Genomic DNA, 26,388 nt, shown 5'->3' on the forward strand with positions numbered 1-26,388 from the left:
GGAAGGTTAGGCCGTCATGAAAAAACCTGCTGCCATCATCATGCTGATCCTCGGGATCCTGATCGCGCTTCCCGGACTGGCCGCGCTGGCAGGAGGAGCCGTGGCATCGGCCGTGGGCTCGATCCAGGGCGACGGATACCTGACGTCCGGCACGTCGCGCTTCTCCGTCAACTCCTTCGCCCTGACTTCGCCGCGGGCGGACGCGATCGGCGAGGACGTGCCGGGACGGCTTCCCTTCGACATCGGCACCCTCCGGCTGCGGATCGGCTCAGTAACGCCGGACAAACCCGTGTTCATCGGCATCGGGCGGCAGGACGACGTCGAACAGTACCTGTCAGGCGTGCACCACTCGGAGCTGCTGAACATCCGGCAGCGGCCTTTCCGCGCCGACTACCGTGACGTACCCGGCGGCAACCCCGCCTCGCCGCCCACCGGCCAGGGCTTCTGGACTGCCTCCGTCTCGGGGACCGGCGAACAGGAACTCACCTGGAACATCACGCCCGGGGCATGGGAAGTGGTGGTGATGAACGCCGACGCCTCCGCAGGCATCGACGTCCAGGCACAGGCGGGCTTCCGCTCCGACCTGATCCGGCCGGCAGCCACCGGCCTGCTCGTGGGCGGCGTCATCGCCCTGGTCATCGGCATACCGCTGATTGTCTTTGGCGCCGCTGGGTTGGGACGGCACGCAGGGCCGCCGATTTCCGGCGGGCCTGGTCCGGGTGCCGGAGGGCCGGCGGCCGGTGGACCTGTGATGGCGGGACCAGGTTACCCGGGCGGGGGCTACGCCGGCCCGTACCAGACCGGTCCGTACCCGCCCGGCCCCTACCCGCCAGGCCAAGGGACTGCCGGACCACCCCTCCCCGCACCGCAGGGAGGAGGAAGCCCAGGCCAGGTCCCGGCCTCCGCGCCGGCTGCAACGTGGGGGCAAGGCAACGCGACCGCCGCACCCGCCCCCGTGCCTCCGCTCCAGGCGTCCGGCACGGCCTCCGGCGGCCCCGGTGCTTACCCCGCCAGGCTCGTCGGGGACATCGATCCCGGCCTGTCCCGCTGGATGTGGCTGGTCAAGTGGTTCCTGGCCATACCGCACTTCATCCTGCTGTTCTTCCTCTGGTTCGCGTTCGTGGTGACCACCGTCGTGGCAGGGTTCGCCATCCTTTTCACTGGCCGGTACCCACGGGCCCTGTTCGACTTCAACGTGGGCGTTATGCGCTGGAACTGGCGGGTGGCGTTCTACGCCTATGCGGCCGTCGGCACGGACCTGTACCCGCCGTTCACCCTGAAACGCACCAACTACCCCGCCGACTTCGATGTGGACTATCCGGAGCGGTTGTCACGGGGCCTGGTCCTGGTGAAGTGGTGGCTGCTGTCCATTCCGCACCTGCTCCTGGTGGCGGCCTTCGCCGGAACCACAGGGTCGGTGTGGAGGTGGGAGGCGAACGACAACGTGGTGGGCAGCACCTATGAGCGCGGTTCAGGCCTATCCCTGCTGGGGCTGCTGGTCCTGATCGCGGCCGTGATCCTGTTGTTCACCGGCCGCTACCAGCGCCCGCTGTTCAACCTCATCCTCGGCGTGGACCGCTGGATCTACCGGGTCATGGTGTACACCGCGCTGATGCGGGACGAATATCCGCCGTTCCGGCTGGACCAGGGACCCACGGAGCCCGCATGGGCTGCAGCGCCTGCGTGGCCTGCAGGACCGCCCTCCCCGGGCGGCGCACCGCCGCCACCGGCGCCGTGACCTTAGGCCCTACCCCATGGCAGGTCCCCGGGCGATGATGGGCGGGACAACACGGATCCGATCAGGGAGCGGGACATGAGCATTGCCGGGGCACCGATAGCAAGGATTGTGGTGGGCGTGGACGGTTCGGAGGCGTCGGTGGAGGCGCTTCGCCAGGCCCAGCGGCTTGCCACCCCCCTGGGGGCCAAGGTGCAGGCCCTGGCCTGCTGGGAGTACCCCCAGATGTACAGCGGCTACGTCATGATGGGCGTCGAGGGCTTCGAGGAGGGGGCCCGGAAGGTCCTGGACGAGGCAGTGGCCCAGGCCTTCGGTCCGGGCATCCCGGAAAATGTCACCGCCACCCTGGTGCGGAGCCATCCGCGGGAGGCGCTGATCGACGCCAGCCGGGACGCTGACATGATCGTGGTGGGGCGCCGGGGGCACGGCGGATTCGGCGGCCTGCTGCTGGGTTCCGTCAGCTCCGCGCTGGTCGCCCACGCACATTGCCCGGTGTTGGTGGTCCACAGCCCGGAGACCCCACCGGGCGGCCCCAGCGGTTCCTGACCTGCCCAGGAGGGCATAGGCCAGGGTCAGCGCAAGGGGTGGGTGATGGCAGTGCCGGATGGTGGAGCGCGACGGCGGGCGCCCGCCGTCGCGCTCGCAGTCGCGTTGGTGGTGCTCGCCGTCGTCCTGGCCCTGCTGCTTCCGGCGCGGACGGCCGGTCCGCCGTCGTCATCCCCTTCCACGTCCGCGCCGGCATCCGGACAACCGTCCGGCACGACCGGCCCGTCCTTCTCCCCGCCGCCGTCGGAGACGGATACGCCTGAAGCCGGCCAGACTCCGGTGGAGCCGCCCGTCACGGTCCCGCCAATCGCCGAGCCCCCGCCCGCCGGGCAACCGGGTGAACCCCCGGCCCAGCCAACGGCGCCGGCGGAGCCAGGCGCACCCCCGCCGCCGCCGTTTCCGGAGTCCCTCCGCGGCCAGGACCTCACGGTCATCCCGGGGGCGGGCCGCGTGGTTGCCCTCACCTTCGACGCAGGGGCAAACGCGGCCGGATTGCCGAAGATCCTGGCCACCCTGTCCTCGAAAGGCGTTGCCGGAACGTTCTTCCTCACTGGGAACTGGGCGGCCAGCAACCCGCAGGGCGTGTCAGATATTGCCGCGGCAGGGCACCGGGTGGCGAACCACTCCATGACGCATCCGGGGTTCACCGGGCTGGACAGCGCCCGGATTACGCAAGAGGTGCTTGCGGCGGAGCAGGCAATCCTCGCAGCCGGCGGCGATCCGCGGCCCCTGTTCCGCTTTCCTTTTGGTGAGCGCGACGCCCGGACCATCGCCGCGGTCAACTCGCTGGGATATGTGCCGGTCAGGTGGACGGTGGACACGCTGGGCTGGAAAGGAACCAGTGGCGGTGCCAGCGTCCAGATCGTTGCGGACCGCGTCCAGGCAGGACTGCAGCCCGGTGAAATCGTCCTCATGCACATTGGTTCCAACCCCGACGACGGCACCACCCTGGATGCCGACGCCCTGCCCCAGGTCATCGATGGCATCAGGGCTGCGGGCTACGGCTTCACCACCCTCGATGCGTTGCTGGGCCGGTGAGGGAGGCGGTTCCCGGGAGTCGGGGGCCAGGGCTGCCGGCATGCAGGTGCGGCGGCGTGCGCCTTGCGTCGTTCAGCCCCGGCCGCGCGCGGGCACAGCGTCCGGGACAATGCGGAGCAGGACCAGGCCGGTGACCAGGGCCATCGCTGCCGCCATCAGCACGGCGGCAGCGACCCCGATAACGGCGACCAGCCAGGCTGGCTGGCCCGGCTGCCACAAGGGCGGGGCAACAAGCGTGAACACTGCCAGGCCGGCCGCCCAGGCTGCGGCGCTCCCGGCAATCCAGCGCCACGCCCGGCTGATCAGGTGCTGCCGCTCCAACCTCCGCAGCTCACACCACTGGGCGGTCCCGATGGAGCCGAGCAGCACAACGGCCGCCAGCGTGCCTGCGCCAATCCGCGCGGCCGGGGGCCAGTCCTGCCACCCTGCAAAAGTCGACGGCAGCATCCCCACGGACCAGGCGACGCCGGCGGCCAACCCCGTCAGCACAGTCCACCGGGCCGTGGACAGGCCCGGCAGCCGGACCCGCAGGATCCGGGCCTGGAACCAGCCGAGGATCCCGCCCTCGGCAAGGCCCGCCACAACCAGCAGCCCAAAGAGAGCGTCCGGCAGGAACGTGGCGGCAACGAACTGGGCAAGGGCCGGGGCCAGGAAGCCCAGGCTTTCGCCCAGGGTGACCCAGCCCACCCATCCGGCGAGGTATGCACGTCCGGATGTCCCGCCGTCGTCGGCCCTTGCGGCAGGTTCCACTGGCCGCCTTCCTTTCGCAAGCGCGCACTCCCATAAGCCACCCGCCGTCCAGCATCATGCCGGCGCCCGCCCCGTGCCAGTGCCGAAAGCCCCTCCGGCCGCCGGAACAGACGGCAGGAGGACCCCGCCTCCGGAACAGGACCAATGGCTCTCCCCCACGCACGCGCAGCGGCCAATACTGGTAACGGAAGCAGACGGTTGGCGTCCGCCTTCATGGACCGGAGGTCATGGAAGTGTACGGCTGGAATGACGGCATGGGCTGGTGGGGCTATGTGCTGATGAGCATCAGCATGGTGGTGATCTGGGGGGCAATCATCACCGGTATCGTCCTGCTGGCCCGTTTCCTGCGCACACCGTCCCCGCACGCCACCCAGCCGCCGCCTTCGCGTGCCGCGGAGGACGTCCTGGCCGAGCGGTTCGCGCGCGGGGAAATCGACACCGCGGAATACCAGAACCGGCTGGCTGTCCTGCGCGGCCACCCGGGCGCTTGAGTTTCTGGCCCTGGGCAAAGGACATAAGGGGGCAGTGGTGCCACTCTCTGAATTCGAGAAACGCGAACTTGAACTGATCCGCCAAGGCCTGGAGCAGGAAGACCCCAGGCTGGCCGCCCTGCTTGGCCGGCACGCCGTTGGACTGTCCCTGCGGAGCCGGGTCACGCGCGGCCTGGTCCTCTTTGCAGCCGGCGTCTGCGTCCTGCTCCTGGGCCTGGTGATCCGGGTCCCTTACGTGGGCATCGCGGGGTTCGCCGTCATGAACGCCGCGTGCTACTGGGCACTGAAGGACCTTCGCTGGTCTCCACGGAAGGTGGACGGCCAGGTCAACCAGATGGAAGGCAACAACGGATGAACGGGGCTACGGGGGCCGGCAAGGAGTCCTCCGCGGAAACGCGGGCGCTGCAGTCCGTGGAGGCCCACCATGCCGGGATGCTGAAGCAGTTGAACGTTCTGGTGGGGCTGCTCACCGAAGCGGTGGAGGCAGGGGACGCCGCTGCCGGGCAATCAACCCAGGCGGCTTTGCTGGATTGGTGCGACAAGGAACTCGTTCCGCACGCCCTGGCGGAAGAGGGCCCCTTGTACAGCGGGCCCCACGGGATGCCGGAGGCGAAGCTTCTGGTGGACGGCATGCTGGCCGAGCACCAGGTGATCGTGGACCTGGTCGAGGAGCTGAGGACGGCGGACGGGGTCCCTGCCGCGGTCGCCGCCGGCGCCATCCAGCGGATCTTCGCCCTGCATCTGGACAAGGAGAACCGCCTGCTGATGCCTTTCATCGTGGCCTCCCCCGGGCTGTCCCTTAGCCGGGCGGTTGAAGGCCTCCACGAACTGGTGGGTACCGGCGGGCATGCCGGTTCCCACCACCACGCTGCACCGCACGGCGAAGAAAAGGACCGCCACCGGCACGGGCAGCACGGGCACGGGTAATGCGGCGGGAGCAGTACGACGCCGGGTTGGGCCTTCGCGCTTCAGGGCACCACAGCGGCGCCGGCCCCGTCAGGACGGGTCCCGGTTGCCTTTTCGGGGGCGTGCACCACCAGCACGGGGCAGTGTGCGTGGCTCACGCATGCTGAACTGACCGAACCGGGAACGAAGCTTCCATGTCCCCGCCGGCCGACGATCACCAGGGATGCGTTGCGGCTGGCGTCAATGAGCACCGGGCCGGGCTTGCCGCGCACCAGCCGGGGATGCACAAAGCCTGGCAACTCCCCGAACGCGTCCGTCAGGGTCTGCTGGAGCACTTGGTCGGCCGCGTACCTGAAGCCCTCGATCCCTACTGCCAGGTACACCCCGTAGCCGGCCGGAACGTCCCAGCAGGCCCACGCCTCCACCCGGGCCGAGAGCGGCTCTGCCAGCGCCCCGGCCACGCGCAGTGCAGCCATGGACGCTTCAGATCCATCCACGCCCACGATGATCCTGGGGTGGTTTCCCGGGGCAGCCCCGGTTGCCACACCAGTGGCTGGTATCCCGTCCCCTGCTGGTGCCACGTTCCCTCCTTGGTGCTGTTGCCCCAGCCTGGACCGGAAACGCGCCCGGGAACAGTGCCAAAAGTCATCGTGCGCCGGGCTACCGGGAGGACGGGCAGCGGCGGATGGCGGGGTTCCCTGCGGCGCGCGGACTTTGGTCCCTTCCCGGGCACCCCTTGACGGGTAAGAATGGGGGCAGGCCCTCCCAGGGGCCACCCCGCTGTCGTCGGGGTACTGATCCTGAAAATGTGGGGAGCTCTCGGTGCATAAGGGTGAAGCAGGAACTGACGGGGCCACAGGATCTCCGGGACCCGTCCGGGTGTTCATCCTGGATGACCACGAGCTTGTCCGGCAGGGGTTGAAGGACCTGCTGGAAGGTGAAGGATTCCTCGTGGTCGGCGAAAGCGGATCCGCTGCGGAGGCCACCCGGCGCATCCCGGCCCTTCATCCGGACATCGCAATCCTTGACGGGCGGCTTCCGGACGGAACAGGGATCGAAGTATGCCGGGACGTGCGTTCCCTCGATCCGCGCCTGCGGTGCCTGATCCTTACGAGCTACGACGACGAGCAGGCACTCCGTGGCGCAGTCCTGGCAGGCGCGTCCGGGTACATCCTGAAGCAGATCAGGAGTGATGACCTCCTGGCCGGAATCCGCAGAGCCGCAGCGGGTGAATCGTTGTTCGAACCCGGGGTGGAGCAGCAGATCATCACGGGTCTTTCCACGGTGCACACCGATCCCAGGCTGGAGGGCCTCAGCGCCCAGGAGAAGAAGGTGCTGGCGCTGATCGGCCAGGGGTTGACCAACCGGCAGATCGGCGACGAGCTGTTCCTGGCCGAGAAGACCGTCAAGAACTACGTGTCATCCATCCTGGCCAAACTGGGGTTCGAGCGGCGGACGCAGGCAGCGGTCTACGTCACCAAGAGTTCCTCCGACTCCGCTTAACGGGCGGACCTGCCCGCAGGCGCACTAGGCAAGCCTGGCGGACCACCTTACGGTGGTGCCCACCCCCGGGGTACTTTCGATGGTGCAGCTGCCTTTCAGCAGTTCAGCGCGGCGCCGCATGTTCGCCAGGCCGCTGACGCGGGCAGGCTCCGTGAAGCCTTGGCCGTTGTCACTGATCACGAGCTGTACCCGTTCCCTGCCTGCTGCGGCATCCCCGGTGCCGGGATCCGGACGCTCCACGGCGACCGTCACCTGGATGTCGTCGGCGCCTGAATGCCGGAGCGCATTACTGAGCGCCTCGGACAGCACGGACAGGAGGTGGACGGACACGTCCTCCCGAATGGAGTCCACTGCTCCATCCAGGGACACCTTGGGTGTTACGGCATAACTGCGCGAGCTTTCCCGGACCGCCCGCAGGATACGTCCCGTCAAGGGTTCGCGCTCCTCATCCGCGGTGCGCAGCGAGTAGATGGTATCCCGCAGCTTGCGGATGGTTTCATCGAGTTCGGTGGTGACGGCCGCGATGCGCTCATGCGCCACGGGGTCCAGCGTGTACCGGCGCAGGCTTTGGATACTCAGCCCGGCAGCGAACAGCCGCTGGATCACCAGGTCGTGCAGGTCCCGGGCGATCCGTTCCCGGTCGGTGAAAAGGAGGTTCTGTTCACGCTGGGCGTTCGCCCGCGCAAGGTCCAGGGCAAGGCCGATCCGGCTTCCGAAAATGGCGCTGGACTCCGCTTCGGCCTGGTTGAAGACCGCCGTCCCCTGGGCGCGTGCCAGCAGGAGGACGCCGTTGTCGCTGCCGCTGTGACCCAGCGAACAGACCAGGACGGAGCCAAGCTTCTCCGCCACCCCGTCATCAAAGAGCTGCCGCGGATCCCTGGCCACGAACGATCCCCCGTTTTCCACAACACCCGCCAGCGAAGGCGGAACCTTCAGCTCCTGGCCCGCCCGGAGACCCTGCACGCCAACGGATGAACGGCACCGAAGGGCACCGCCGCCGGCCGGGACGGCAATGACCGCAAGCGTGGACTCCGACACCCTCAGGGCGGCATCGGCCACGATATCCAGTTGCTCCGCGTCCCCGGGCTGTGACGCCATGATCAACCGGCTGCTCAGTTCCATGCCTGCCTCCAGCCATTTCTGCCGGCGGCTGCTGTCTTCGAAGAGGCGGGCATTCTGGATGGCGACGCCCGCTGCGGCGGCCAGGGCCACGGCGAGGTCCTCGTCCTCGGTGGTGAAATCCTCGCCGCCCTGCTTTTCCGTCAGGTACAGGTTCCCGAAGACTTCGTCCCGGACGCGGACCGGAACGCCCAGGAAGGTCCTCATGGGCGGATGGTTGGGCGGGAAGCCGGAGGCAATTGGATGCTGGCCGAGGTCGTGGAGCCGCAGGGGCCTGGGTTCCCGGATGAGCAGGCCCAGGACGCCGTGCCCTGTGGGCAGGTCACCGATGGAACGGATGCCTTCCTCGTTAATCCCCACGGTAATGAAGTGGCTTAGTTTGCGGTCTTCGCCGATGACGCCCAGGGCACCATACCGGGCGCCCACCAGTGCGCACGCGGACCGGACAAGACGGTCCAGCACAGCTTCCAGGCTGAGGTCCTCGGCAAGGGCCACCACGGCGGCCAACAGGGCATTCATGCGCTCCTGGGTATCCAGGAGTTCATGCCCGCGGGCCGTGTAGTCCCGGAGCATGTCTTCAACTCTGTCCCTCATGGGCGCGTGCCAGGGGTGCTCCATGCTCACGTTCCACCTCCTGCGTCAGGAACCTGCGGCGCTGCAGGCTACCGGCGAGATCCAAGTGTCCGGAAAACGGAGTCCTGTCCCCGCCCCCAAACCGGACCTTCACGTCGATTGGAAGACCGGCCTGGGACCATTGTAGAAGCCCACGTCAACGGCCTGTCCTGCCGTCCGGCGGCCCGCAGCCCCGCTGCAGCGAAGGGCGGTGCCACCTGCGGGACCTTCTTCCCTACCGGCACCACTTTTCCCGCCCTAGGCTACGGCCATGAACAGCGCAGCGACTGCACCTGAAATCAAGGAACTCGGCGTCCACGACTGCTGGCGGTACCTCCGTTCAACCTCCATTTGCCGGATTGCCTTCAGGGACGGTGACGGCGTGGAAAACTTCCCGGTGAACTTCGTACCCACCAACGGCACCCTGCTGATCCGGACGGGCGAAGGGACCAGGCTTGCCGCCCTGGACGGGCGGACACCGGTCGCCGTGGAGGCCGATGGAATGAACCAGTACGGCACCATCGCGTGGAGCGTCATCCTCAAGGGCCACGGCGCCGTCGTCTCGGATGAGGAGGAGATCCAGGACGCCATGGACGCAGGACTGTCCCCGTGGCAGCCAGGCCAAAAGAACGTCCTGCTCCGGATCACGCCAGAGGAGCTCAGCGGCCGGCGGTTCGTCATCGCCGCACCCACCCACTGGTGGCCGCCCCGCGAGCCCTCGGCGGATTAGTCCCCCCGGGTCGGACCGGACCCCGGCCGGCCCCACCCCCCCCCCACCACGCACCCCGCACCCACAAGGATGGTTCTCTATGGCACCTGCCCAGCCCATCGCCGTCGGCATCACTGATTCCCCGGCGTCCAATGCCGCACTGTTGTGGGCGGCAGCCCGGGCCAACAGGCTCAAGTGCCCGCTCGCCGTCGTCAATGTTGTTGACGACCGGTGGATGGCAGCGGAAGTCCTTCCCTACCTTGAAGTCCTGCGTGAATCGGGGCTGGCCCTGCTGAAGGAAGCCGGTGAAAAAGCCACTGCCGCCGAACCGGGCCTGCACGTGACGCTCCAGCTGCTGGAGGGAGGCGTCGGTGCCGCGCTGGGTGACTACTCGAAAGAGGCCTCGATGCTGGTGCTTGGCACCAGCGGCAAGACCCGGGGTGCGCTGACAGACCGGGCCCTGCAGGCTGCTGCCGCGGCGGAATGCCCGGTTGCCGTCATCGGCGACGGCCAGGACGCCGGCCGCGGCATCCTGGTGGGCGTGGACGGATCCCGCGAAGCGACGCAGGCCGTGGCCTTTGCCGCTGCCGAAGCCGACGCGCTCGGCGAGGAACTCACCGTCCTCTACGCGTTCACCGGTCCCAACCGCTGGATCGCCGCCGGGCTCCCGCAGAGCAGCTTTGCCACCCACGTGATGGAGGAGGAGCAGATCGTGCTGGCCGAAACCGAAGCCGGGCTGCGGCAGGACTACCCCGACCTCCCGGTGCATTCGGTCATGGAAACTGTGCTGGAACCGGCGGACGCCCTGGTCCGTGCAGCCGCCGGCGCCCGGCTCCTGGTCCTGGGCAGCCGGGGTAAGGGCGGCTTCGAAAGGCTGTTCCTCGGGTCCACGGCACATGCTGTCCTGTCGCAGCCCCCATGCCCCACCGTCATCACCCGGATGCACAAGCAGCCGCATAGCGACTGATCCGCACTGCAACCGGGCGACGCCGTGCCAACAGCCGGGAAGAGCGAGGCAGCTGCCGGGGAAAACGGGGCAGCTGCCCCCGGCCTGGACAGCTGCCATGCCGGGGCAGGACTGTCCACCGCCGAGGTGCGGGAGCGGACCCTTGCCGGCCGCGTCAACAGTGTGCCGACGGCCACCAGCAGGAGCATCGGGGAGATCGTCCGGGCGAACGTCTTTACCCTGTTCAACGCGGTGGTAGGTGGATGCTTTATCCTCCTCCTGGTGCTGGGGCAATGGCGGGATGCTCTCTTTGGGCTGTCTGCCGTGAGCAATTCGCTGATCGGCATTGTCCAGGAGTATCGGGCCAAACGCTCCCTTGACCAGCTCGCCATCCTGGAGGCCGCCAGGACCACGGTGGTCAGGAACGGTGGCAGGGAACTTATCCCCTCGGGGGAACTGGTTCCTGACGACCTGGTGGTGCTCAACGCCGGGGACCAGGTCACCGCGGACCTGGTGCTCCTTGCCGGCAGCCCCCTGGAAGTGGACGAGTCCCTGCTGACCGGTGAATCCGAACCTGTTGCCAAGGCGGACGGCGACGTGCTGCTCTCCGGTTCCCTGATCCTTGCCGGCAACGGCCGCGCCGTCGTTCTCAAGGTGGGACCTGACACGTTCGCGTACCGGCTGGCAGCCGAGGCGCGGCGCTTTTCCCTGGTGACGTCAGAGATAAGGCGGGGCCTGGGGAAAGTCTTCGCCGTGATCAGCTGGCTGCTCCTTCCCACGGCCCTGCTTCTCACGAATGCGCAGATGCAGGACCAGGGCGGCTGGGCCGGAGCCATCGGATCCGGACGGTGGATCCCGGCCGCCGTGGGGGCCGTCGCGGGCATCATGGCGATGATCCCCCTCGGACTGCTCCTGATGACCAGCGTCGCCTTTGCCGTGGGCGGGCTCCGGCTGGCACGCCAACAGGTGCTGGTCCAGGAACTCGCCGCAGTGGAGGTGCTGGCGCGGGTGGACGTCCTCTGCCTTGATAAGACCGGCACATTGTCCTCCGGTTCCATCGTGTTTGATGCCCTCCACGGCGCCGGCACCATCCCCGCCCCCGGCTGGCAGGCGGCAGTGGAGTGGTTCGGCGCCAACGCGGACGCCAGCAGCACCAGCGCCGCCATGGGTGTGGCGTTTCCCGTGCCGGTGCCGCTGCAGGCCCTGGATTCGGTTCCGTTCTCGTCCGCCCGAAAGTGGAGCTCGGTGACCTTCGCGCCGGAATCCGCCGCACCGGGCACCTGGGTCCTGGGCGCCCCCGATGCCGTGTTCGGTTCTCCCCGCGCTGCGGAGGCGCACGGCAAGGCCGCCGCCCTTGCCTCAACGGGCCTGCGTACCTTGGCCCTGGCACACACACCGGCGCCGCTGCCGCCGGACACCGCAAATCCGTGCCTGCCGGCGGAGCTTGCCCCGGTCATGCTGCTGACCTTCCGCGAGAGCCTCCGCGCGGACGCGGCCGCGACCCTGGACTATTTCCGGCAGCAGGGGGTCGCCGTGAAGGTCATCTCCGGCGATGATCCGCGGACCGTCGCGGCGCTGGCGCGAAGCGTGGGTTTTGGCTCCGGGGAGGCGTATGACGCGCGCACGCTCCCGGACGACCCGCTGCGGCTGGAGGAAACCGTGGAGGCGCAGAGCCTGTTCGGAAGCGTGACCCCGTCACAGAAGCGCGACCTGGTCCTGGCCCTGAAGCGGCGGGGACATACCGTGGCAATGACCGGGGACGGGGTGAATGATGTCCTGGCCTTGAAGGAAGCGGACCTGGGCATCGCAATGGACTCTGCCTCGCCGGCAACCAAGGCCGTGGCGCGCATGGTGCTCCTGGATGGGCGGTTCGAACGTCTGCCCGCAGTGGTGGACGAGGGCCGGCGGGCCATCAGCAACATTGAGCGGGTCTCCCTGGTCTTCCTCAGCAAGACGGTCTACGCCACCGTCATATCAGTTATGACCGGCGTTCTGGTGCTGGCCTTCCCGTTCTTGCCGCGGCAGCTGTCGGCCCTGGACGGACTGACCATCGGGCTGCCGGCATTCTTCCTGGCACTGCAGCCCGGAGGACAGCGCTACGCCCCCGGATTCCTCCGGCGCTCCCTCGCCTTCGCCGTCCCGGCGGGCATCTGCACGGCCGTGGGCGTCCTGGCCGTCAGCGCCTACGCCCAGACCTGGGGCGGACACAGCCAGGACGCAGCGCAGTCCGCCGCCACCCTGACCCTGGGGCTGCTGGCCGCGTGGATCCTGGTCACCGCCTCCCGCCCCCTGAACCGGACCAAGGTCCTGATCCTCGCGGGCATGTACGCGGGCCTGGTCCTCCTGTTCACCGTTCCGTTGGCGCAGGACTTCTTCCGGGTCGAGTGGCCCACCGGCGGGCTCCTCATCCTTTCGGCAGTTGTTGCCGCGGCAGGCTGCATCGCCATCGAACTAGCCGCCCGCTTTGGCCGCAGGCCGGACACACGTTCCGGCTTCCCGCTGGGACCTTTGACTCTGGATGCGGGGTCACCGGAGCGGGATGGTGGAACTGCCGGACAACGCCAAAATCCGGCTCCACACAGCAGGAGGCAAGAATGACTGACCTGATGAAATGGTTTGATACCCGCCGCTCCCCCATGGATGTCATCGAACGGCTTTTCGAGGGTGACATGGGGACCTCCGCCATCCGGGTTGAAGAGATGGTGGACGGCAACACGCTCGTTGTACGGGCGGAGCTGCCCGGGATCGATCCGGAGAAGGACGTGGACGTGACCGTTGCCGATGGTGTCCTGACGATCAAGGGCGAGAGGCAGGAGAAGAAGGAACACAAGGAGAAGGACAGCTACCGGTCCGAGTTCCGCTACGGCTCCTTCGTCCGGCGCCTTGCCCTTCCCAGCGGCGTGCAGCAGTCCGACGTCAAGGCGTCATACAAGGACGGCGTGCTTGAGGTCCGGGCTCCCCTGCCGGAACAGGGGCAGGAGACCGGGGCATCAAAGATCCCCATCACCAGGGGCTGAAAAGAACGTACGACGCCGGTGCCTGGCCCCGTGGGGCCGGGCACCTTGGTGCCGCCCCACCGTGGCCCGTTATCCCCGTTGTTTCCTGCCGGCCGCGGCCTCTTCGGCCGCCGCGATCACCGGGAGGGTCCGGACGAACGTGTCCGGATTCAGGGACACCGAGTCGATTCCCTCACCGACCAGGAATTCCGCCAGGTCCGGGTGGTTGCTGGGCCCCTGCCCGCAGATGCCAATCTTGATGCCGGCGGCATGGGCCTTGCTGATTGCCTGGGCGATCATGGACATCACGGCCGGGTCCCGTTCATCAAAGAGCCCGGCGAGCTCCTCCGAATCCCTGTCCACCCCCAGCACCAGCTGGGTCAGGTCGTTCGAACCGATGGAAAACCCGTCAAAGCGCTTGGCGAATTCCTCCGCGAGGACCACGTTCGACGGAATTTCACACATCATGTACAGCTGCAGGCCCTCCGCTCCCCGCACCAGCCCGTGCTCTTCCATCGCCTCGATGACTTGGTCCGCTTCCCGCACCGTCCGGCAGAAGGGGACCATGACAATGACGTTGCCGAAGCCCGCCTGTTCCCGCACCCGTTTAAGGGCTTTGCATTCCAGCGCGAACCCCTCCCGGTAGTGGCTGCTGTAGTAGCGGGAAGCGCCGCGGAAGCCCAGCATGGGGTTTTCCTCGGGACGTTCGAAGGAGCTTCCGCCGATCAGGTGGCTGTACTCGTTGCTCTTGAAGTCGCTGAGCCGCACAATCACGGGCTTGGGATAAAAGGGGGCAGCGATCTTGGCGATCCCTGTGGCGAGCACGTCAATGAAATACTCCTGCGGGTCCTTGTAGCCGCCGGTGAGTTGCCGGATCCGTGCCGCCTCTTCCTGGTCAGCGACCCGTTCGGGGTGGACCAGCGCCATGGGGTGGATACGGATCAGGTTGTTGATGATGAATTCCATCCGGGCCAGGCCCACCCCCGCAGCAGGCAGCCGCCACCAGGTAAACGCCGCCGCCGGGCTGGCGATGTTGACCATGACTGCGGTGCTGGTGGCGGGGAGGCCGGCCATGTCCACCTCCTCCACCGAGAACTCCAGCAGGCCCTCGTACACGTGGCCCTCCTCACCTTCGGCACAGGACAAGGTGACCGGGGCGCGGTCGGCCAGGACTTCGGTCGCGTTGCGGGTCCCGACGACCGCGGGCACCCCCAGTTCCCGGCTGACAATCGCGGCGTGGCTCGTGGGGCCGCCGTGGTCGGTGATGATCCCGGCGGCGCGTTTCATCACAGGGACCCAGTCCGGGTCCGTCATGCGGGTGACCAGCACGGAGCCGTCAACAAAGGATTCGATGTCTTTGGCGTCGCGGACCACGCATGCCTGCCCGGCGGCGATGGAGTCGCCGATGGCGGCACCGCTGACCAGGACCCGTCCGGGCTGCGCCAGGTGGTAGGTCCGGAAGGAGGACGTGCTGCGGCGCGCCTGGACAGTCTCCGGCCGCGCCTGGACCATGAAGAGTTCCCCGGTTAGCCCGTCCTTGGCCCATTCCATGTCCATGGGCCGGCCGTAATGAGCCTCCACCGCCGCCGCCCAGCGTGCCAGCAGGACAATCTCAGGGTCGTCCAGCACCAGCGCGCGCTGCTCACGGTCGGTGGTCTCCACCATCATGGTGCGTGCGTCCCCGCCGTGGCTGTAGACCATTTTGCGTTCCTTGGCCCCCAGCTGCCGCTCGATCACGGGGCTGAAGCGCTGATCCGCCAGCAGCGGCTTGAACACCTGGTACTTGTCCGGGTTGATGGTTCCCTGGACCACCGTTTCCCCCAGCCCCCAGGCTGCGCTGATGACCACCACGCCGGGAAAGCCGGATTCGGTGTCGATGGAGAACATCACTCCCGAGGCCCCGAGGTCGGAGCGGACCATCCGCTGGACCCCCACGGACAAGGCAACGTCCAGGTGGTCGTACCCCTTCATCTCCCGGTAGCTGATGGCGCGGTCTGTGAACAGCGAGGCGTAACAGCGCCGGCATGCTTCCAGGACGGCGCGTTCGCCGGCCACGTTCAGGAAGGTTTCCTGCTGGCCGGCGAAGCTTGCATCCGGAAGATCCTCGGCGGTGGCGCTGCTGCGCACCGCAACCGCCAGCCGGGCCTGCCCGGTGCGCTCGCAGAGGACCCGATAGTGTTCCTGGATGTCCGCCGCGATGTCGGCGGGGAAGGTTGCCTGCAGGAACAATTCCCGGATGGCCGCCCCTGTCTGGCGGAGCGTGGACCGTCCCGTCCGCTGCTCCTCCATGAGGGTCCTGATCCTGGGTTCGAGTCCGTTGGCGCCAAGGAAGGCCCGGTAGGCGGCGGCCGTGGTGGCGAACCCTTCGGGAACCCGGACCCCGGCGGATTGCAGGGCACGGCTCAGTTCGCCCAGGGAAGCGTTCTTCCCGCCTACCGAGGGGATGTCCGCGATCCCGGTATCTTCGATCCACGTGACGTTGGCGTTGGCCAGGGAGATTTCTGTGGGGACGCTCATGGCTCGATTCTTGCCCCAGCCTGCCGGGGCAGTCAGAGGCTTTGGTCCTAGCTCCGCCGCAGCCGGCCGCGGACCGACTTGTGGATCCAGTCAGCGGCCAGGACGGCGGGGACTGCCAGGGCGGCCAGCAGGAAGCCCATGGGTCCCGGCGGTGCCTGTCCCAGCAGGCTTGCGAGGTAGGGCACGTACAGGCACACGGCCAGGACTGCCAGTTCGGCCAGCACGGCCCATACCAGGAGCCGGTTGGTCACCCAGCCCAGCTTCCACGGTGGCACCGTGGCGCTGCGGCAGGCAAAGGCATTGGCAAGCTGGCCAAGGACGACGGCGGTAAAGGCGGCACCGGAGGCGGCCATCAGCAGTCCGGCCGGTGGAACCTGGCCGCGGGTCCAGCCGCCGTCGGCCAGGACCGCGGAGAAGACGGCCATTTCCATGGCTGCTTCCACCGGACCGAGGATGCAGAAGACCCGGATAATCAGGTGGCGGTCCATGAGGTGGCGCCGCTCCGGCGGACGCGCCAGCACGCGTTCGCCCGGTGGTTCCGCGCCAAGTGCCAGTGCCGGCAGCAGGTCGGTGCCGATGTCCAGGGCAAGGATCTGCAGCACCCCCAGGGCCAGCGGAAACATCCCGCCGGAGAGCGCCCAGATCACGAAGGGGGTCAGTTCGGCCACGTTGTCGGTGAGGTGGTAGGTGAGGAACCGGTGGATGTTGGCGTAGGTGGCGCGGCCCTGTTCAATGGCAGCCACGATGGTGCCGAAATGGTCGTCGAGGAGGACCAGGTCCGCGGCTTCACGCGCCACGTCGGTCCCGCTCAGGCCCATTGCCACCCCAATGTCAGCCTCGCGCAGGGCGGGACCGTCGTTGACGCCGTCGCCCGTCATGGCCACCACGTGCCCGCGGGACTGCAGCGCCTTGGCCACCCGGAGCTTCTGCTCCGGGGAGACCCTGCTGACCACCACGCCGTCACGGTCCAGGAGCGCGCCGAGCAGCTGTTCGTCGTCAGGAAGGTCCGCCCCCTCCAGGACGTATTCCGGTGTACCGGTCAGGCCGATCTGGCGGGCAATGGCACCGGCCGTGGCAGGGTGGTCACCGGTAATCATGGCGATCTTCACGCCGGCCTGCCGGGCCGTGCGGATCACCTCTCCCACGTCCGGCCTGGGCGGGTCCTGCAACCCGACCAGGCCCAACAGCTCCATGTCCGTTTCCAGCTCGGACGCGGGGCTCGACAGCCACGTACCGGGCACTCCGTCCAGCCGGCGGCGGGCCACCGCGATGACCCGCAGGCCACGTGATGCCATCACCTCCACCTGTTCCTTGACCGGTCCTGGCACCGATCCGCACACGGGCAGCACGGTTTCCGGGGCACCCTTGCACAACAGGTCCGCCCCCACGATGGCCGACTCCCTGCGCCGGACCGGATCAAAGGGCAGCCTGCGTGACGGTGCGGCCCCGGCCTCCGTGCCCGTCAGCCGGCGGGCCAGCACGTCCAGGGCCGCTTCCATCGGGTCGCCCTGCGCGCGCCACTGGCCGTCATGCAGTTCCGCCCGCCCCTGCGACGCCGTCCGGGCTGCGAGCGCGGCAGCGGCTGCCCTTTCGACGCCCGCACCCTGGATCTCTGCGGAAGGGGCATAACCTTCGCCCGTGAGCTGGACGGATCCTTCCGTGGTGAAGACCTCGACGGCGTTCATCCGGTTCTGCGTCAGGGTTCCCGTCTTGTCCGTGCAGATGAAGGTGGTGGATCCGAGGGTTTCCACGGCTTCAAGGTTCCGCACCAGTCCGTTGCGGGCGGCCATGCGTTGGGCGCCCATGGCCAGGGAGAGGGTCACCGTGGGCAGCAGGCCCTCGGGAACCAGTGCCACGGCCACACCGATCGAGAAGAGGAATGAATCGCGCCATTGGAATCCCACCAGCAGGGATGCCAGGAAGAAGACTGCTGCGATGCCTAAGGCCATCCCGGCGGTAATCCGCACGATGCGGCGCAGTTCCTGGGCAAGCGGGGTGGGCGGAGGGATGGCCCCGCTGGTGAGCGCGGCGATGCCGGCAAGCCGCGTCCTGGCGCCGGTGGCGGACACCGTCGCCTCCGCATAGCCGTTGACCAGGAACGTGCCGCCCCACGCCGCATCCCCCGCCGCCTTGGGCACCGGGACGCTTTCGCCCGTCAACATGGACTCATCCACGGCGCAGCCCGACGCGGAGAGCAGTGTCAGGTCCGCGGGGACGCGGTCGCCGGCGGAGAGCAGCACCACATCGCCGGCCACCAGTGCACTGGCGTGGACCTTCCGCGCCGTCCCGTCCCGCCGCACCATCACATCGGCCGGCAGCAGGCCGCGGAGCCTGGCTGCCGCATGCTGGGCACGTTCCTGCTGGATATGGGCGAACACCCCGTTGACAATGACGACGACGATGATCGCCACGGCCAGTTGCGGCATGTCCGCGATGAAGGCGAGCGCGGCGGCGCACCACAGCATGAGCGCGAAGAAATGGGTCATCTCCCCCCAGAGCTTGCGCCACTGCGGGACCGGCTTTTCCGCTGGAAGCTGGTTGGGGCCCGCCTCCTTCAGGAGTTGGGCGGCCCGGTCAGAACTCAGGCCCTCCGCGGTCCTCACACAGGGTCCGCCTCCTGCCCCACCAGGAGCACCGGGCAGGCGGAATGCGCGGCGCATGCCTTGCTGACCGAGCCCATGGACGATTTCAGCAGGCCGCCCTCACCGTGCCGTCCCACCACCAGCATTTGTGCGCGGCGGCTCTCGTCCACCAGCACCTTCGCCGGCGGCCCGAACTTGATGCTGACATCGATGTTCTCCGGCCGCTCCCCGGAAAATGCCCGGCCGAGGGCATCCTCCACCAGGCGGCCTGCGGCGTCCTCGAGCCTTGCGGTGAACTGGCGGTCAGCCCCTTCGAGGCGGGACATGACCAGGTAGTCCGGCATCCCGACGCAGGAGATGACCTCGAGCCGGGTGCCCAGCCGGGAGGCCAGCGTCCCCGCATACCGGAGGGCGGCGGAGGAGTATTCAGAGCCGTCGACGCCGACGATGACGGGCTTCGCCCCTGTTTCTGCGTTCATGGACACTACGTTCCCGGCTGGGCTGTGGGCTGGGAAGGGCCAAAAGTCATGCCGGCTGCAGCTGCCGCACCGCACGTTGGCGCCCGGCACCGTGCAGCGCCCGCAGGCCATTAAGGATCGTGGCAAGATCCACCAGCTCCTGCAGGAGGGCACCGGTCACGGCCGGGATGTATCCCGTCATGGCGATGGCCATCAGGACAATGCTGAGTCCTATTCCGGTCCAGATGCTCACCAGGGCCACGGACACCGTCCGCTTTCCAATGGCCACGGCGAGGGCCACCTTGGACAGGTCATCGAGCATGACCACCACGTCCGCTGATTCACTGGCCGCCGTGGCACCCTTGGCACCCATCGCAATCCCCACGTCGGCCGCTGCCAGCACGGGAGCGTCGTTGACGCCGTCGCCTACCATCAGGACGGGCCGTTCCTGCAGGGCGGCAACGGTGGTGACCTTGTCTTCGGGGAGGCATTCCGCCTGGATCCTGCCGATTCCGGCTTCCCTGGCAATGTGCGCGGCCGTGGCGTGGACGTCGCCGGTCAGCAGCATGGTGTGCCTGACGCCCAGGGCGTGAAGCCGGGCAAGCGTATCCACCGCATCGTGGCGCAACGGGTCTTTCATGACCAGGGCGCCCGCATATTCGCCGTCCACCCCCACGTAGACCGCCAGTTGGCCGGCGCGCAGGACAGCCTCCTGGAAACCCGTCGACAGACTTCCCACCAGGCCGGCTTTGCCCACCACCACCCGGTGACCCCCGCACTGGGCCTCCACCCCCTTCGTGGCACTTTCCGTTGCGTGCTGGACGGGCAGGAGATCAAGGCCGGCGGCTGTGGCGGCCTGGATCACGGAAGCTGCCAGCACGTGGGAGGAATATTGTTCGGCGGAGGCCGCCAGTTGGAGGATCCTGTCCGCGCCCAGGGCGAAACCCAGTCCTGGCGCCACCCGGAGTTCGTCCAGGACGGGCCGGCCCGAGGTCAGGGTTCCTGTCTTGTCAAAGACGGCTGTCCTGGCCTTTGCCAACTGCTCCAGGGTGCGGGTGTTCTTGATGATGATGCCCTTGTGGGCCGCTTGGCTGGTCCCCGCCAGGAACGCCACTGGTGCGGCGATCAGGAGCGGGCAGGGCGTGGCAACCACCAGGACCTGCGCGAAGCGCAGCGCCTCTCCCGAGAGGAACCACCCCGTCGCCGCCATCAGCAAAGCGAGCAGGGTGAACGGCACGGCGTAGCGGTCGGCGAGCCGGACCACGGGGGCGCGGCTGTTGGAAGCCTCCTCGACCAGGGCGATGATGCGGCTGTACTGGGAGTCGGCAGCGGTGGCTGCTGCCCGCACGCGAATGGCGGCCTCCCCGTTGACCGAGCCGCTGAGCAGCCCTTCCCCCCTGCTGCGCTCCACCGGCAGGCTTTCCCCGGTCAGCGATGACTCATCGAGAACCGCCGAGTCGGACAGGAGTTCGCCGTCGACCGGTACCAGCTCGGAGGGCCGGACCACCAGGACGTCCCCGGGAACAACGTCGCCGATCGGCACCTCCTCCAGCGCAGCCCCGGGGCCCTCCCGGTGGGCGAAGCGGGGTGCCCGGTCCAGGAGGGAGCGCAGTTCCCGGGCGGCGCGCCCCTGCGCGAAGTCCTCCAGCGCCTCTCCGCCGGTGAGCATCAGGATGACCACCAGCGCCGCAAGAAACTCGCCCACGGCGACGGTACTGACGATCGCCATCAGGGCCAGGAGGTCGATTCCCCACCGCCCGGCACGCAACGACCGGACCATGCCGGCGGCGCGGACCAGCACGATCACGGCGGCATAGCCGGAAGCCAGTGTACGGACCTGCAGGTCCAGCCCCGCCTGCAGCAGCACCAGCGTGAGCGCCAACGCCAGGCAGGTGAGGGCGACGCCGGGATACCGCCTGAGGACGTCCCACACCTTAGCCAGTGGCGCTTTTGGTGCGCTCCCGTCATCAGCGCTGCCCGGGCTTTCACCGATCCCGGCAGGCAGGGAAGTGGGCCTCCTCATTCAGCCCCCTTTCCGCAGCCGCCGGTCAGTGTTGTGCCACATGAGGCCGAACATAGCCGGGGGCAGCCTGCCGGGCTAGGGCATTTGGGCCCCCGGCCTGTACCTGCTGCCCGCCGCGGGCATGACCTTCGACCCTGCCCCGGCGCCTCTGCCGCTGGCATGGTGAAGGCAGGAACGCCCGACCAGCCAGACCAGGAGCGCCGGATGAATTCCGTTTCCGCCTACAACGCCGCCGGTCCGGCCGATTCTGGTTCCCCGGCGGGCAGCGGCAGCGCTCAGGCAGACGTGCCGGCCTCGCAGCCCTGGACCCTGGAGCGGTTCTTCGACGGAGCACCGGCAGCGTTTGAGCTGTACCAGATGGCGGAGCGGATGGCGGCCGAACTTGGCCCGCACGAGGTGCGCGTCAGCAAGAGCCAGGTTTCCTTCCGCCGGCGGCGGGGTTACGCCTACTTATGGCGCCCCGGGATGTATGTGAAGTCCGCCGTTCCGCTCGTCCTTTCCCTCGCGCTGCCACGCAACGTGGACTCGCCCCGTTTCAAACAAGTGGCGAAGCCGGCACCTGGCATGTGGATGCACCATCTGGAACTCACTGACAGCGGGCAACTGGATGCCGAGGTCCGCAATTGGATGCGCGAAGCGTACGGGGCCGCGGGCTGAGACACTGCCCTAGAGTCCTATGGCACTGTCAGCCTGCCAGTGGAAAGGCAACGCTGGTGGCATGACTGACAATGGCCAGCAGCCGCACAGGGTCCACATCACCGGACAACCCGTGGCGGTGGTCCGGGAACGCGTCCCCATGGACTCCCTGACGGGCTTCTTCGACCGTGCCTTCGGTGCCGTGATGGCCGCCGTCCAGGCGCAGGGTGCCATCCCGGCCGGACCGCCCTTCGCGCTGTACCACGGCATACCGGGAGCGTCGGTGGATGTGGAAGCAGGGTTTCCCATCCAGGGGAGCTTCCACGGAACCGGTGGGGTAACCAGCGGGATGCTTCCTGACACCGACGCCTTCGAAGCCATCCACACCGGGCCTTACGACCAGCTCGGGACCACGTACGACGCCATCAGGGAACACATGCGGGCCGAAGGCGCTACTCCCGGCAGCGATATGTGGGAGTACTACCTGTCCGACCCGCTGAAGCAGCCGGATCCCGCTACCTGGCAGACGCGCGTGGTCTGGCCGGTCGCCTAGGATCCCGGCCCCTGGCATACCCTCAGCGACCTGGTGGGCTGGCTTACGGGGCCTTTCGGCGGCTGAAGGTAAGATCCCAGGGCTGCGCGCCCCGGCCCGTCTCGGACCAGCCATCCCGCGTAATGTCCTGGCACAGCTGGTGCAGGCTCGCCTGCAGCCCTGGAGCCCTGGAGCCCAGGCTTCCTCGGGCGGCGTCGCGTTGAGCGGCGGACCGGGAAAGGTGTCGCTCACGTAGAGACGGCGGCCGTCGCTGGCCCTGGCCACGAACCGGAGCTGTGTCCGCCCGTACTGCGAGCCGAGGGTGTAGAGGATGCGCGCCCACCATGTGCGGGAGGCTGCGTCCTCCAGCTCAACGCCCAGCCGTTCCTCCCCGCCTGGGCTGCCGGTGCCACCGGCAGGGCCGGATTGCGGGCGTTCCGTTGTCATGTCTTCCTCCGGGTAAATCCGTACGCTTTCAGCTCCCCAGTCTTCCAAGGGCCGGATGTATGCGGCAGGGCCGGTTGTCACGGCATGGCCCGCTGGCATGTTCCGCGACCAGGATCAGGGACTTTGGTCCCTATAACACGGCATGGTCCTTTGAGAGGGTTGGTGGGGCCGGAAGACGCACCGTGGCTGGGGTGTGCGTCCCGGTTTTGCTGGGCCGGGAGTCGGCCAGCCCGCCCCGGCGTCAATGACGACGCCGGACACGGCGGCAGGACGCTTGAGGAGAACAAAGCATATGGCAGGTACGTTCGAACTGTTTGTTGATGAAGAGTCCCGGATCCGGTTCCGGATGGTGATGCCGGATGGCCACGTGCTGGCGGTTTCCGGCCAGTTCACCGACAAACGGGCGGCGGCCGCTGCCATAGAAGAGGTCCGGGAATGTGCCGGGACCGGCCTGATCCGGGACGTGGTGCTGCCGGCGCCGGAAATTGTCCGTGCCTGCCCGCACCAGGCGCGCCACGCTGCGCGGCGCGGCGTACGCGCGTTGGGCTCCCTGGGCGCAGCCTGAGCAGGCACCGGGCGGGCCCGGCCTCACGTGGCCACGCCGGCGCCCCGGTTCTAGAAGCCCGAGGAACTCCCGGAGCCCGAGAAGCTTCCGCCACTGCCGCCATACCCTGTGGTGCTGCCGCCGCCCCTGGCGGAGTTGACGCTGCTGACCCCGGTATTGAAGCCGGAGTTGAAGGTGGCCACGGAGAAGAACGTGTAGGACGGGTACACCGTGCCCAGGATGCTCGGTTCGTAAATCCGCTGCCTGTGGTGGTCCAGGCCGCCATGGGCCGTCTCCATCTGCTCACGCATCATGGCGGCCTCACGCTCGTTCCTGGCGAAGCCCTGGATCACCGTCTCCGCATGGTTCTCCAACAGTTCCGAAAGCCGCGAGCGCGCTTCGTAGAGCCTGTCGAGCGATGTTTCCGGGCTGATCCGCCCCTCAGCAAGTTCCGCCGTCCACCGTTCAACCTCCCGGAGGCTTTCATCACGGAAGGACCGCAGGGCGGTGGCCGTGGCCGAATCCCCCTGGCCGTGGCGCTTGGCAAGAAGCTGCTCCAGCCCTGCCAGGTCCTTGCGGAACGGTGCGAGTTGCCGGTCCCAGGCAGTGGGCCAGGTGCCGGCCCGGTTCAGCAGGGCATTGCTGTCGGCGATGACGTCATCCAGGGCATCCAGCTCCGCGGCACTCTCCGCGAACTGCCGCGCAAGCTTGAGGCTTTTCCTGCTGCTCAGCGACCGTTTCCCGAGCGCGTGAACCCGGTTGGACAGTTCCGTGGCAGCGGCATAGCGCTCCATGAACGTGCGGTGCTTCTCGAGCACCTGGCTGCCGTAGCGCGAGGAACCGGGAATGGTGGACGCGTTCAGCTCTGTGACGTCCAGATCCATGCTGACGTTGGAGTAGCTGCGGTCTCCGCGATCAATCTGCCTGCGGCATGCTCCCCTGGTCACGGCACGCACGATCAGCCATGCCGCTGCCCCCAGCGCGGCGAGACCACCGGTTACCCATGCTGTTACCAGGAACGCGGTCGAGCGGTACCAGGGCTGGTTGATGAGTTCCGCGGCACGGCGGATTCCAGCCACCGTGCCGTCAGTCCACTGTGCGTCACGGAACAGTTCCTTTGTGGCGTCCTGGATGTCGCTGCGCTGCTCCAGCGATACTTTCCGGTCCTCGCCCATGTACGTGCCCACGTGGCGTCCCACCGGGTCGAGCGCGAAAATAAACAGGCCGTCGGCCCACTTTTGTCCGTCCGCGCTGATCCATTCGGAGTGCCTGGAGCGGGCGAACCTGAGGACCTCCTCATTGAGGTTGTCCCCGGCTTTTCCGTTATACGTGAAGACTGCAACCTTCGTGGGCTCGTAGAACTGGATGCGTTCGACGGCGGGGAGCAGCGCTTTTTGATCGAGCACCCCTGCCGTGTCCTCCACCACCACGGCTGAAGGAGCCACGGCGCTGGCGGCACCCCCGCTGCCCATCAAATAGGCGGCCAGGGCAAGCAGCACCACCGCAATCCGTCCCGCCACGCTGACCATGTCCCTCCCGTTGCCTAGAATCAGGATGGAACCAGGAAGCGGGCCCGCCAAAGGGGCTAAGGTCCCGCTGGTGACAGTTGTTCCAGGCAGGAGCGTGGCAGGTTGACGCGGGATCCAGGGTCTGTTGTTGCCGGTTACGACGGCTCGGCTGAGGCCGCGGCGGCCGTCCGCTGGGCGGCCCGGTATGCATGGGCCGCAAAGCGCCCCCTGCATGTAGTGCACTGTTCCCTGTGGCCGCTGCTGACAAGGCACCTTGGTCCGGTTCCCGGCGTCTCGGGCAGCGGGTTGGAGCAGTCCGCCCAGGCCGTCCTCGACGAGGGGATGGCGCAGGCGGTGGCGGAGGTACAAGGTGTCGGGATCAGGAGCAGCCTGGTTCACGGGCTGCCCGCGCAGCTTCTGGTGGACATGTCGGCCGGGGAACACCTGCTGGTCGTGGGAAGCCGCGGCCTGGGCGGCTTCCTCGGCCTTCTGGTGGGCTCCGTCAGCCTGGAACTGGCTGCGGCTGCAGCGTGCCCCGTCGCCGTGATCCGGCAGGACGCCCACCCGCAGGGACCGGTCCTGGCCGCCGTCGACGCCGCGGGCTCCCCCTCCGCACTGGCGGATGCCTGTGGCCTTGCCGTTGCCTGGCAGGCTCCCCTGAAGGTGGTTCACGTCCACCACGAACCGTCTGGCCACTTCCGCGCTGCACGTCGACCTGGACCTGATCCGGAACAAGTCCTCAATGCCGCCCTGGCCCACGCAGCTTCCCTGGCACCGTCCGTTCCCGTCCAGGGCACGCTGGTCCGGGACCATTCCGTCCCGCACGGCATCCTCGGCGCTGCCGGCGGGGCCCGGATTGTGGTGGTGGGTTCCCAGGGCAGCGGAATCCTGAGGGAGACCATCGGTTCAACCGCCCACGCGGTCCTGCACCGCGCCCCTGGACCGGTCCTCGTCTCGCGCCATGGCTGATGACCAGTGCCGGCTCCGGCAAGGGTGTCCTCCGCATGGCCGTCGGGACCTCCGCCTAAGCTGGGACCGTGACCCCTGTTCCCTCCCCCGGCCCGCTGGACGTCGTCGTCCATTCGGGGCCGGCGGACTGGTGGGTCATCCTCGCCGGACTGGGACCGCTGGCCGTTCTCATCGCCGCGTTGCTGGCCTTCTACATCAACTGGCGTACGCTCAAGCAACGCACCGCGGCCGACAAGACCGCACTGGACCAGAAGCGCGAAGCGGACGCCAACGCCCTGCAGCAGAAGACCGGGGCGGACAGCCGGGCGGAGTGGTGGCGCCGGACCCAGTGGGCGCTGGACCGGGCGCTGGATCCGGACGAAGGGACAAAGGCGCTCGGGCTGGCCACGTTGGAGGTGCTGGCGCGGAGCGAACTGGCCCGAAGGGAGGAGCTCGAGCTGTTCGATATCGCCTGGAAGAGCGTCGGCGGCGACGAGAACGGCGACGAGCTTGAACCCGGGACTGACCCCGGACAGGAGAGCGCGTTCGTGGACGACGGCGGGAAGTTGGGCGAGAATGGAACGACGGAGAACGACAGTACCAAGGAGGTTGGACCATGAGCGCCACGTCGCCCGACCACGGTTATGTCCACGCTCCCCGTAGCGCCGCAGCCAAACCGGCCAGGAAAAAGACCACCCCTGCCGAGCACCGTGTGCAGGTCGCCGCGGCCAGGCTCCGCGTCACCCTCGATGAACGCTTGGGGCGCGAGACACCTGCCAGGACCAAGGCCCTGGCCAAGGAACCGATCTAGCCCGTTGCGTGGGCGTAGGGGTCGACGGCGG

Annotated in this window: 25 protein-coding genes; 17 read left to right on the plus strand and 8 right to left on the minus strand. The window is 68.1% G+C overall.

The features are described from left to right. The first annotated feature begins 16 nt into the window (after positions 1–16). The 3 genes from PUN71_RS05475 (at position 17) to PUN71_RS05485 (ending at position 3,319) form a co-directional block, all read left to right on the plus strand. Entirely contained in the window at positions 17–1,738 is a 1,722-nt protein-coding gene (locus PUN71_RS05475; protein WP_277797617.1) for a DUF4389 domain-containing protein, read from the plus strand. Between the two features lie 75 nt (positions 1,739–1,813). Beyond that, the gene (locus tag PUN71_RS05480; RefSeq protein ID WP_277797618.1) at positions 1,814–2,281 is read left to right on the plus strand and encodes a universal stress protein; all 468 of its coding nucleotides are present in this window, start codon (positions 1,814–1,816) and stop codon (positions 2,279–2,281) included. 45 nt (positions 2,282–2,326) lie between these two features. Next, positions 2,327–3,319: a polysaccharide deacetylase family protein gene (locus tag PUN71_RS05485; RefSeq protein WP_277797619.1), complete on the plus strand. Its 993-nt coding sequence runs from the start codon at positions 2,327–2,329 to the stop codon at positions 3,317–3,319. Between the two features lie 72 nt (positions 3,320–3,391). Here the strand turns inward: PUN71_RS05485 and PUN71_RS05490 are convergent, their stop codons facing one another. Beyond that, positions 3,392–4,069, minus strand: coding sequence for a hypothetical protein (locus PUN71_RS05490; protein ID WP_277797620.1), 678 nt, complete (start codon positions 4,067–4,069; stop codon positions 3,392–3,394). A gap of 227 nt (positions 4,070–4,296) precedes the next feature. Here PUN71_RS05490 and PUN71_RS05495 point away from each other — a divergent pair, with 227 nt between their 5' ends. Genes PUN71_RS05495 through PUN71_RS05505 form a run of 3 tightly spaced genes read left to right on the plus strand, consistent with a single transcriptional unit; the run spans position 4,297 to position 5,487 of the window. Next, on the plus strand, positions 4,297–4,560 hold the full coding sequence (locus PUN71_RS05495) for an SHOCT domain-containing protein (protein ID WP_277797621.1): 264 nt from the start codon (positions 4,297–4,299) through the stop codon (positions 4,558–4,560). 37 nt (positions 4,561–4,597) lie between these two features. Further along, positions 4,598–4,915, plus strand: coding sequence for a DUF3040 domain-containing protein (locus PUN71_RS05500; RefSeq protein ID WP_277797622.1), 318 nt, complete (start codon positions 4,598–4,600; stop codon positions 4,913–4,915). Beyond that, positions 4,912–5,487 (plus strand): hemerythrin domain-containing protein, encoded by a 576-nt coding sequence (locus PUN71_RS05505; protein WP_277797623.1) that lies wholly within the window; start codon positions 4,912–4,914, stop codon positions 5,485–5,487. The genes PUN71_RS05500 and PUN71_RS05505 overlap by 4 nt, the downstream gene beginning before the upstream one ends. Before the next feature lie 41 nt (positions 5,488–5,528). On the opposite strand, the gene PUN71_RS05510 is transcribed toward PUN71_RS05505, so the two are convergent. Continuing rightward, positions 5,529–6,011 (minus strand): universal stress protein, encoded by a 483-nt coding sequence (locus PUN71_RS05510; protein WP_277797722.1) that lies wholly within the window; start codon positions 6,009–6,011, stop codon positions 5,529–5,531. Positions 6,012–6,345: 334 nt separating this feature from the next. Between PUN71_RS05510 and PUN71_RS05515 the strand changes: the two genes are divergently transcribed. Then, complete coding sequence (locus tag PUN71_RS05515; RefSeq protein ID WP_043451113.1) at positions 6,346–6,969, plus strand: response regulator; 624 nt, start codon at positions 6,346–6,348, stop codon at positions 6,967–6,969. 24 nt (positions 6,970–6,993) lie between these two features. Here the strand turns inward: PUN71_RS05515 and PUN71_RS05520 are convergent, their stop codons facing one another. Then, positions 6,994–8,706, minus strand: coding sequence for a GAF domain-containing sensor histidine kinase (locus PUN71_RS05520; RefSeq protein WP_277797723.1), 1,713 nt, complete (start codon positions 8,704–8,706; stop codon positions 6,994–6,996). 265 nt (positions 8,707–8,971) lie between these two features. On the opposite strand from PUN71_RS05520, the gene PUN71_RS05525 reads away from it, so the two are divergent. The 4 genes from PUN71_RS05525 to PUN71_RS05540 all read left to right on the plus strand — a co-directional run bounded on the left by PUN71_RS05525 (position 8,972) and on the right by PUN71_RS05540 (position 13,372). Further along, entirely contained in the window at positions 8,972–9,430 is a 459-nt protein-coding gene (locus PUN71_RS05525) for a pyridoxamine 5'-phosphate oxidase family protein (RefSeq protein ID WP_043451112.1), read from the plus strand. Positions 9,431–9,509: 79 nt separating this feature from the next. Beyond that, positions 9,510–10,376 carry a universal stress protein gene (locus PUN71_RS05530; RefSeq protein WP_277797625.1) on the plus strand — a complete coding sequence of 289 codons (867 nt, stop codon included), beginning with the start codon at positions 9,510–9,512 and terminating at the stop codon, positions 10,374–10,376. A 24-nt stretch (positions 10,377–10,400) separates the two neighbouring features. Next, positions 10,401–12,953 (plus strand): HAD-IC family P-type ATPase, encoded by a 2,553-nt coding sequence (locus PUN71_RS05535; protein ID WP_349361802.1) that lies wholly within the window; start codon positions 10,401–10,403, stop codon positions 12,951–12,953. Then, positions 12,950–13,372, plus strand: coding sequence for an Hsp20/alpha crystallin family protein (locus PUN71_RS05540; RefSeq protein ID WP_043451108.1), 423 nt, complete (start codon positions 12,950–12,952; stop codon positions 13,370–13,372). The genes PUN71_RS05535 and PUN71_RS05540 overlap by 4 nt, the downstream gene beginning before the upstream one ends. 69 nt (positions 13,373–13,441) lie before the next feature. On the opposite strand, the gene ppsA is transcribed toward PUN71_RS05540, so the two are convergent. Genes ppsA through PUN71_RS05560 form a run of 4 tightly spaced genes read right to left on the minus strand, consistent with a single transcriptional unit; the run spans position 13,442 to position 20,931 of the window. Then, positions 13,442–15,868: a phosphoenolpyruvate synthase gene (gene ppsA / locus PUN71_RS05545; RefSeq protein ID WP_277797626.1), complete on the minus strand. Its 2,427-nt coding sequence runs from the start codon at positions 15,866–15,868 to the stop codon at positions 13,442–13,444. A 47-nt stretch (positions 15,869–15,915) separates the two neighbouring features. Next, positions 15,916–18,471: a cation-translocating P-type ATPase gene (locus PUN71_RS05550; RefSeq protein WP_277797627.1), complete on the minus strand. Its 2,556-nt coding sequence runs from the start codon at positions 18,469–18,471 to the stop codon at positions 15,916–15,918. Beyond that, a complete protein-coding gene (locus PUN71_RS05555) occupies positions 18,468–18,929 on the minus strand; it encodes a universal stress protein (protein WP_043451166.1) in 462 nt (153 codons plus the stop codon). Before PUN71_RS05555 ends, PUN71_RS05550 begins: the two co-directional genes overlap by 4 nt. Before the next feature lie 46 nt (positions 18,930–18,975). Next, a complete protein-coding gene (locus PUN71_RS05560) occupies positions 18,976–20,931 on the minus strand; it encodes a heavy metal translocating P-type ATPase (protein ID WP_277797628.1) in 1,956 nt (651 codons plus the stop codon). 204 nt (positions 20,932–21,135) lie between these two features. Between PUN71_RS05560 and PUN71_RS05565 the strand changes: the two genes are divergently transcribed. The 3 genes from PUN71_RS05565 (at position 21,136) to PUN71_RS05575 (ending at position 23,111) form a co-directional block, all read left to right on the plus strand. After that, positions 21,136–21,588, plus strand: coding sequence for a DUF5655 domain-containing protein (locus PUN71_RS05565; protein WP_277797629.1), 453 nt, complete (start codon positions 21,136–21,138; stop codon positions 21,586–21,588). Positions 21,589–21,649: 61 nt separating this feature from the next. After that, on the plus strand, positions 21,650–22,120 hold the full coding sequence (locus PUN71_RS05570; protein WP_277797630.1) for a GyrI-like domain-containing protein: 471 nt from the start codon (positions 21,650–21,652) through the stop codon (positions 22,118–22,120). 718 nt (positions 22,121–22,838) lie between these two features. Continuing rightward, positions 22,839–23,111, plus strand: coding sequence for a YegP family protein (locus PUN71_RS05575; RefSeq protein ID WP_277797631.1), 273 nt, complete (start codon positions 22,839–22,841; stop codon positions 23,109–23,111). A gap of 50 nt (positions 23,112–23,161) precedes the next feature. Here the strand turns inward: PUN71_RS05575 and PUN71_RS05580 are convergent, their stop codons facing one another. Next, positions 23,162–24,619, minus strand: coding sequence for a DUF5129 domain-containing protein (locus PUN71_RS05580; protein WP_277797632.1), 1,458 nt, complete (start codon positions 24,617–24,619; stop codon positions 23,162–23,164). A gap of 102 nt (positions 24,620–24,721) precedes the next feature. On the opposite strand from PUN71_RS05580, the gene PUN71_RS05585 reads away from it, so the two are divergent. From PUN71_RS05585 to PUN71_RS05595, 3 genes are all read left to right on the plus strand, one after another. Further along, positions 24,722–25,567, plus strand: a complete 846-nt coding sequence (locus tag PUN71_RS05585; protein ID WP_277797633.1) for a universal stress protein — start codon at positions 24,722–24,724, stop codon at positions 25,565–25,567. 68 nt (positions 25,568–25,635) lie between these two features. Continuing rightward, the gene (locus PUN71_RS05590; protein WP_277797634.1) at positions 25,636–26,166 is read left to right on the plus strand and encodes a hypothetical protein; all 531 of its coding nucleotides are present in this window, start codon (positions 25,636–25,638) and stop codon (positions 26,164–26,166) included. After that, positions 26,163–26,357 carry a hypothetical protein gene (locus tag PUN71_RS05595; protein WP_043451095.1) on the plus strand — a complete coding sequence of 65 codons (195 nt, stop codon included), beginning with the start codon at positions 26,163–26,165 and terminating at the stop codon, positions 26,355–26,357. The genes PUN71_RS05590 and PUN71_RS05595 overlap by 4 nt, the downstream gene beginning before the upstream one ends. The last annotated feature ends 31 nt before the right edge of the window (positions 26,358–26,388 follow it).

Source organism: Arthrobacter sp. NQ7 (genome assembly GCF_029581595.2).
GTDB classification, from domain to species: Bacteria; Actinomycetota; Actinomycetes; order Actinomycetales; family Micrococcaceae; genus Arthrobacter; species Arthrobacter phenanthrenivorans_B.

What these genes read in the sequence shown, in the direction of transcription:
- PUN71_RS05480 (WP_277797618.1), top strand. Translation starts at nt 1,814, where the DNA reads ATGAGCATTGCCGGGGCACCGATAGCAAGGATTGTGGTGGGCGTGGAC.
- PUN71_RS05565 (WP_277797629.1), top strand. Translation starts at nt 21,136, where the DNA reads ATGAATTCCGTTTCCGCCTACAACGCCGCCGGTCCGGCCGATTCTGGT.
- PUN71_RS05540 (WP_043451108.1), top strand. Translation starts at nt 12,950, where the DNA reads ATGACTGACCTGATGAAATGGTTTGATACCCGCCGCTCCCCCATGGAT.
- ppsA (WP_277797626.1), bottom strand. Translation starts at nt 15,868, where the DNA reads ATGAGCGTCCCCACAGAAATCTCCCTGGCCAACGCCAACGTCACGTGG.
- PUN71_RS05560 (WP_277797628.1), bottom strand. Translation starts at nt 20,931, where the DNA reads ATGAGGAGGCCCACTTCCCTGCCTGCCGGGATCGGTGAAAGCCCGGGC.
- PUN71_RS05525 (WP_043451112.1), top strand. Translation starts at nt 8,972, where the DNA reads ATGAACAGCGCAGCGACTGCACCTGAAATCAAGGAACTCGGCGTCCAC.
- PUN71_RS05530 (WP_277797625.1), top strand. Translation starts at nt 9,510, where the DNA reads ATGGCACCTGCCCAGCCCATCGCCGTCGGCATCACTGATTCCCCGGCG.
- PUN71_RS05595 (WP_043451095.1), top strand. Translation starts at nt 26,163, where the DNA reads ATGAGCGCCACGTCGCCCGACCACGGTTATGTCCACGCTCCCCGTAGC.
- PUN71_RS05505 (WP_277797623.1), top strand. Translation starts at nt 4,912, where the DNA reads ATGAACGGGGCTACGGGGGCCGGCAAGGAGTCCTCCGCGGAAACGCGG.
- PUN71_RS05570 (WP_277797630.1), top strand. Translation starts at nt 21,650, where the DNA reads ATGACTGACAATGGCCAGCAGCCGCACAGGGTCCACATCACCGGACAA.
- PUN71_RS05555 (WP_043451166.1), bottom strand. Translation starts at nt 18,929, where the DNA reads ATGAACGCAGAAACAGGGGCGAAGCCCGTCATCGTCGGCGTCGACGGC.
- PUN71_RS05520 (WP_277797723.1), bottom strand. Translation starts at nt 8,706, where the DNA reads ATGGAGCACCCCTGGCACGCGCCCATGAGGGACAGAGTTGAAGACATG.
- PUN71_RS05475 (WP_277797617.1), top strand. Translation starts at nt 17, where the DNA reads ATGAAAAAACCTGCTGCCATCATCATGCTGATCCTCGGGATCCTGATC.
- PUN71_RS05495 (WP_277797621.1), top strand. Translation starts at nt 4,297, where the DNA reads ATGGAAGTGTACGGCTGGAATGACGGCATGGGCTGGTGGGGCTATGTG.
- PUN71_RS05485 (WP_277797619.1), top strand. Translation starts at nt 2,327, where the DNA reads ATGGCAGTGCCGGATGGTGGAGCGCGACGGCGGGCGCCCGCCGTCGCG.
- PUN71_RS05580 (WP_277797632.1), bottom strand. Translation starts at nt 24,619, where the DNA reads ATGGTCAGCGTGGCGGGACGGATTGCGGTGGTGCTGCTTGCCCTGGCC.
- PUN71_RS05575 (WP_277797631.1), top strand. Translation starts at nt 22,839, where the DNA reads ATGGCAGGTACGTTCGAACTGTTTGTTGATGAAGAGTCCCGGATCCGG.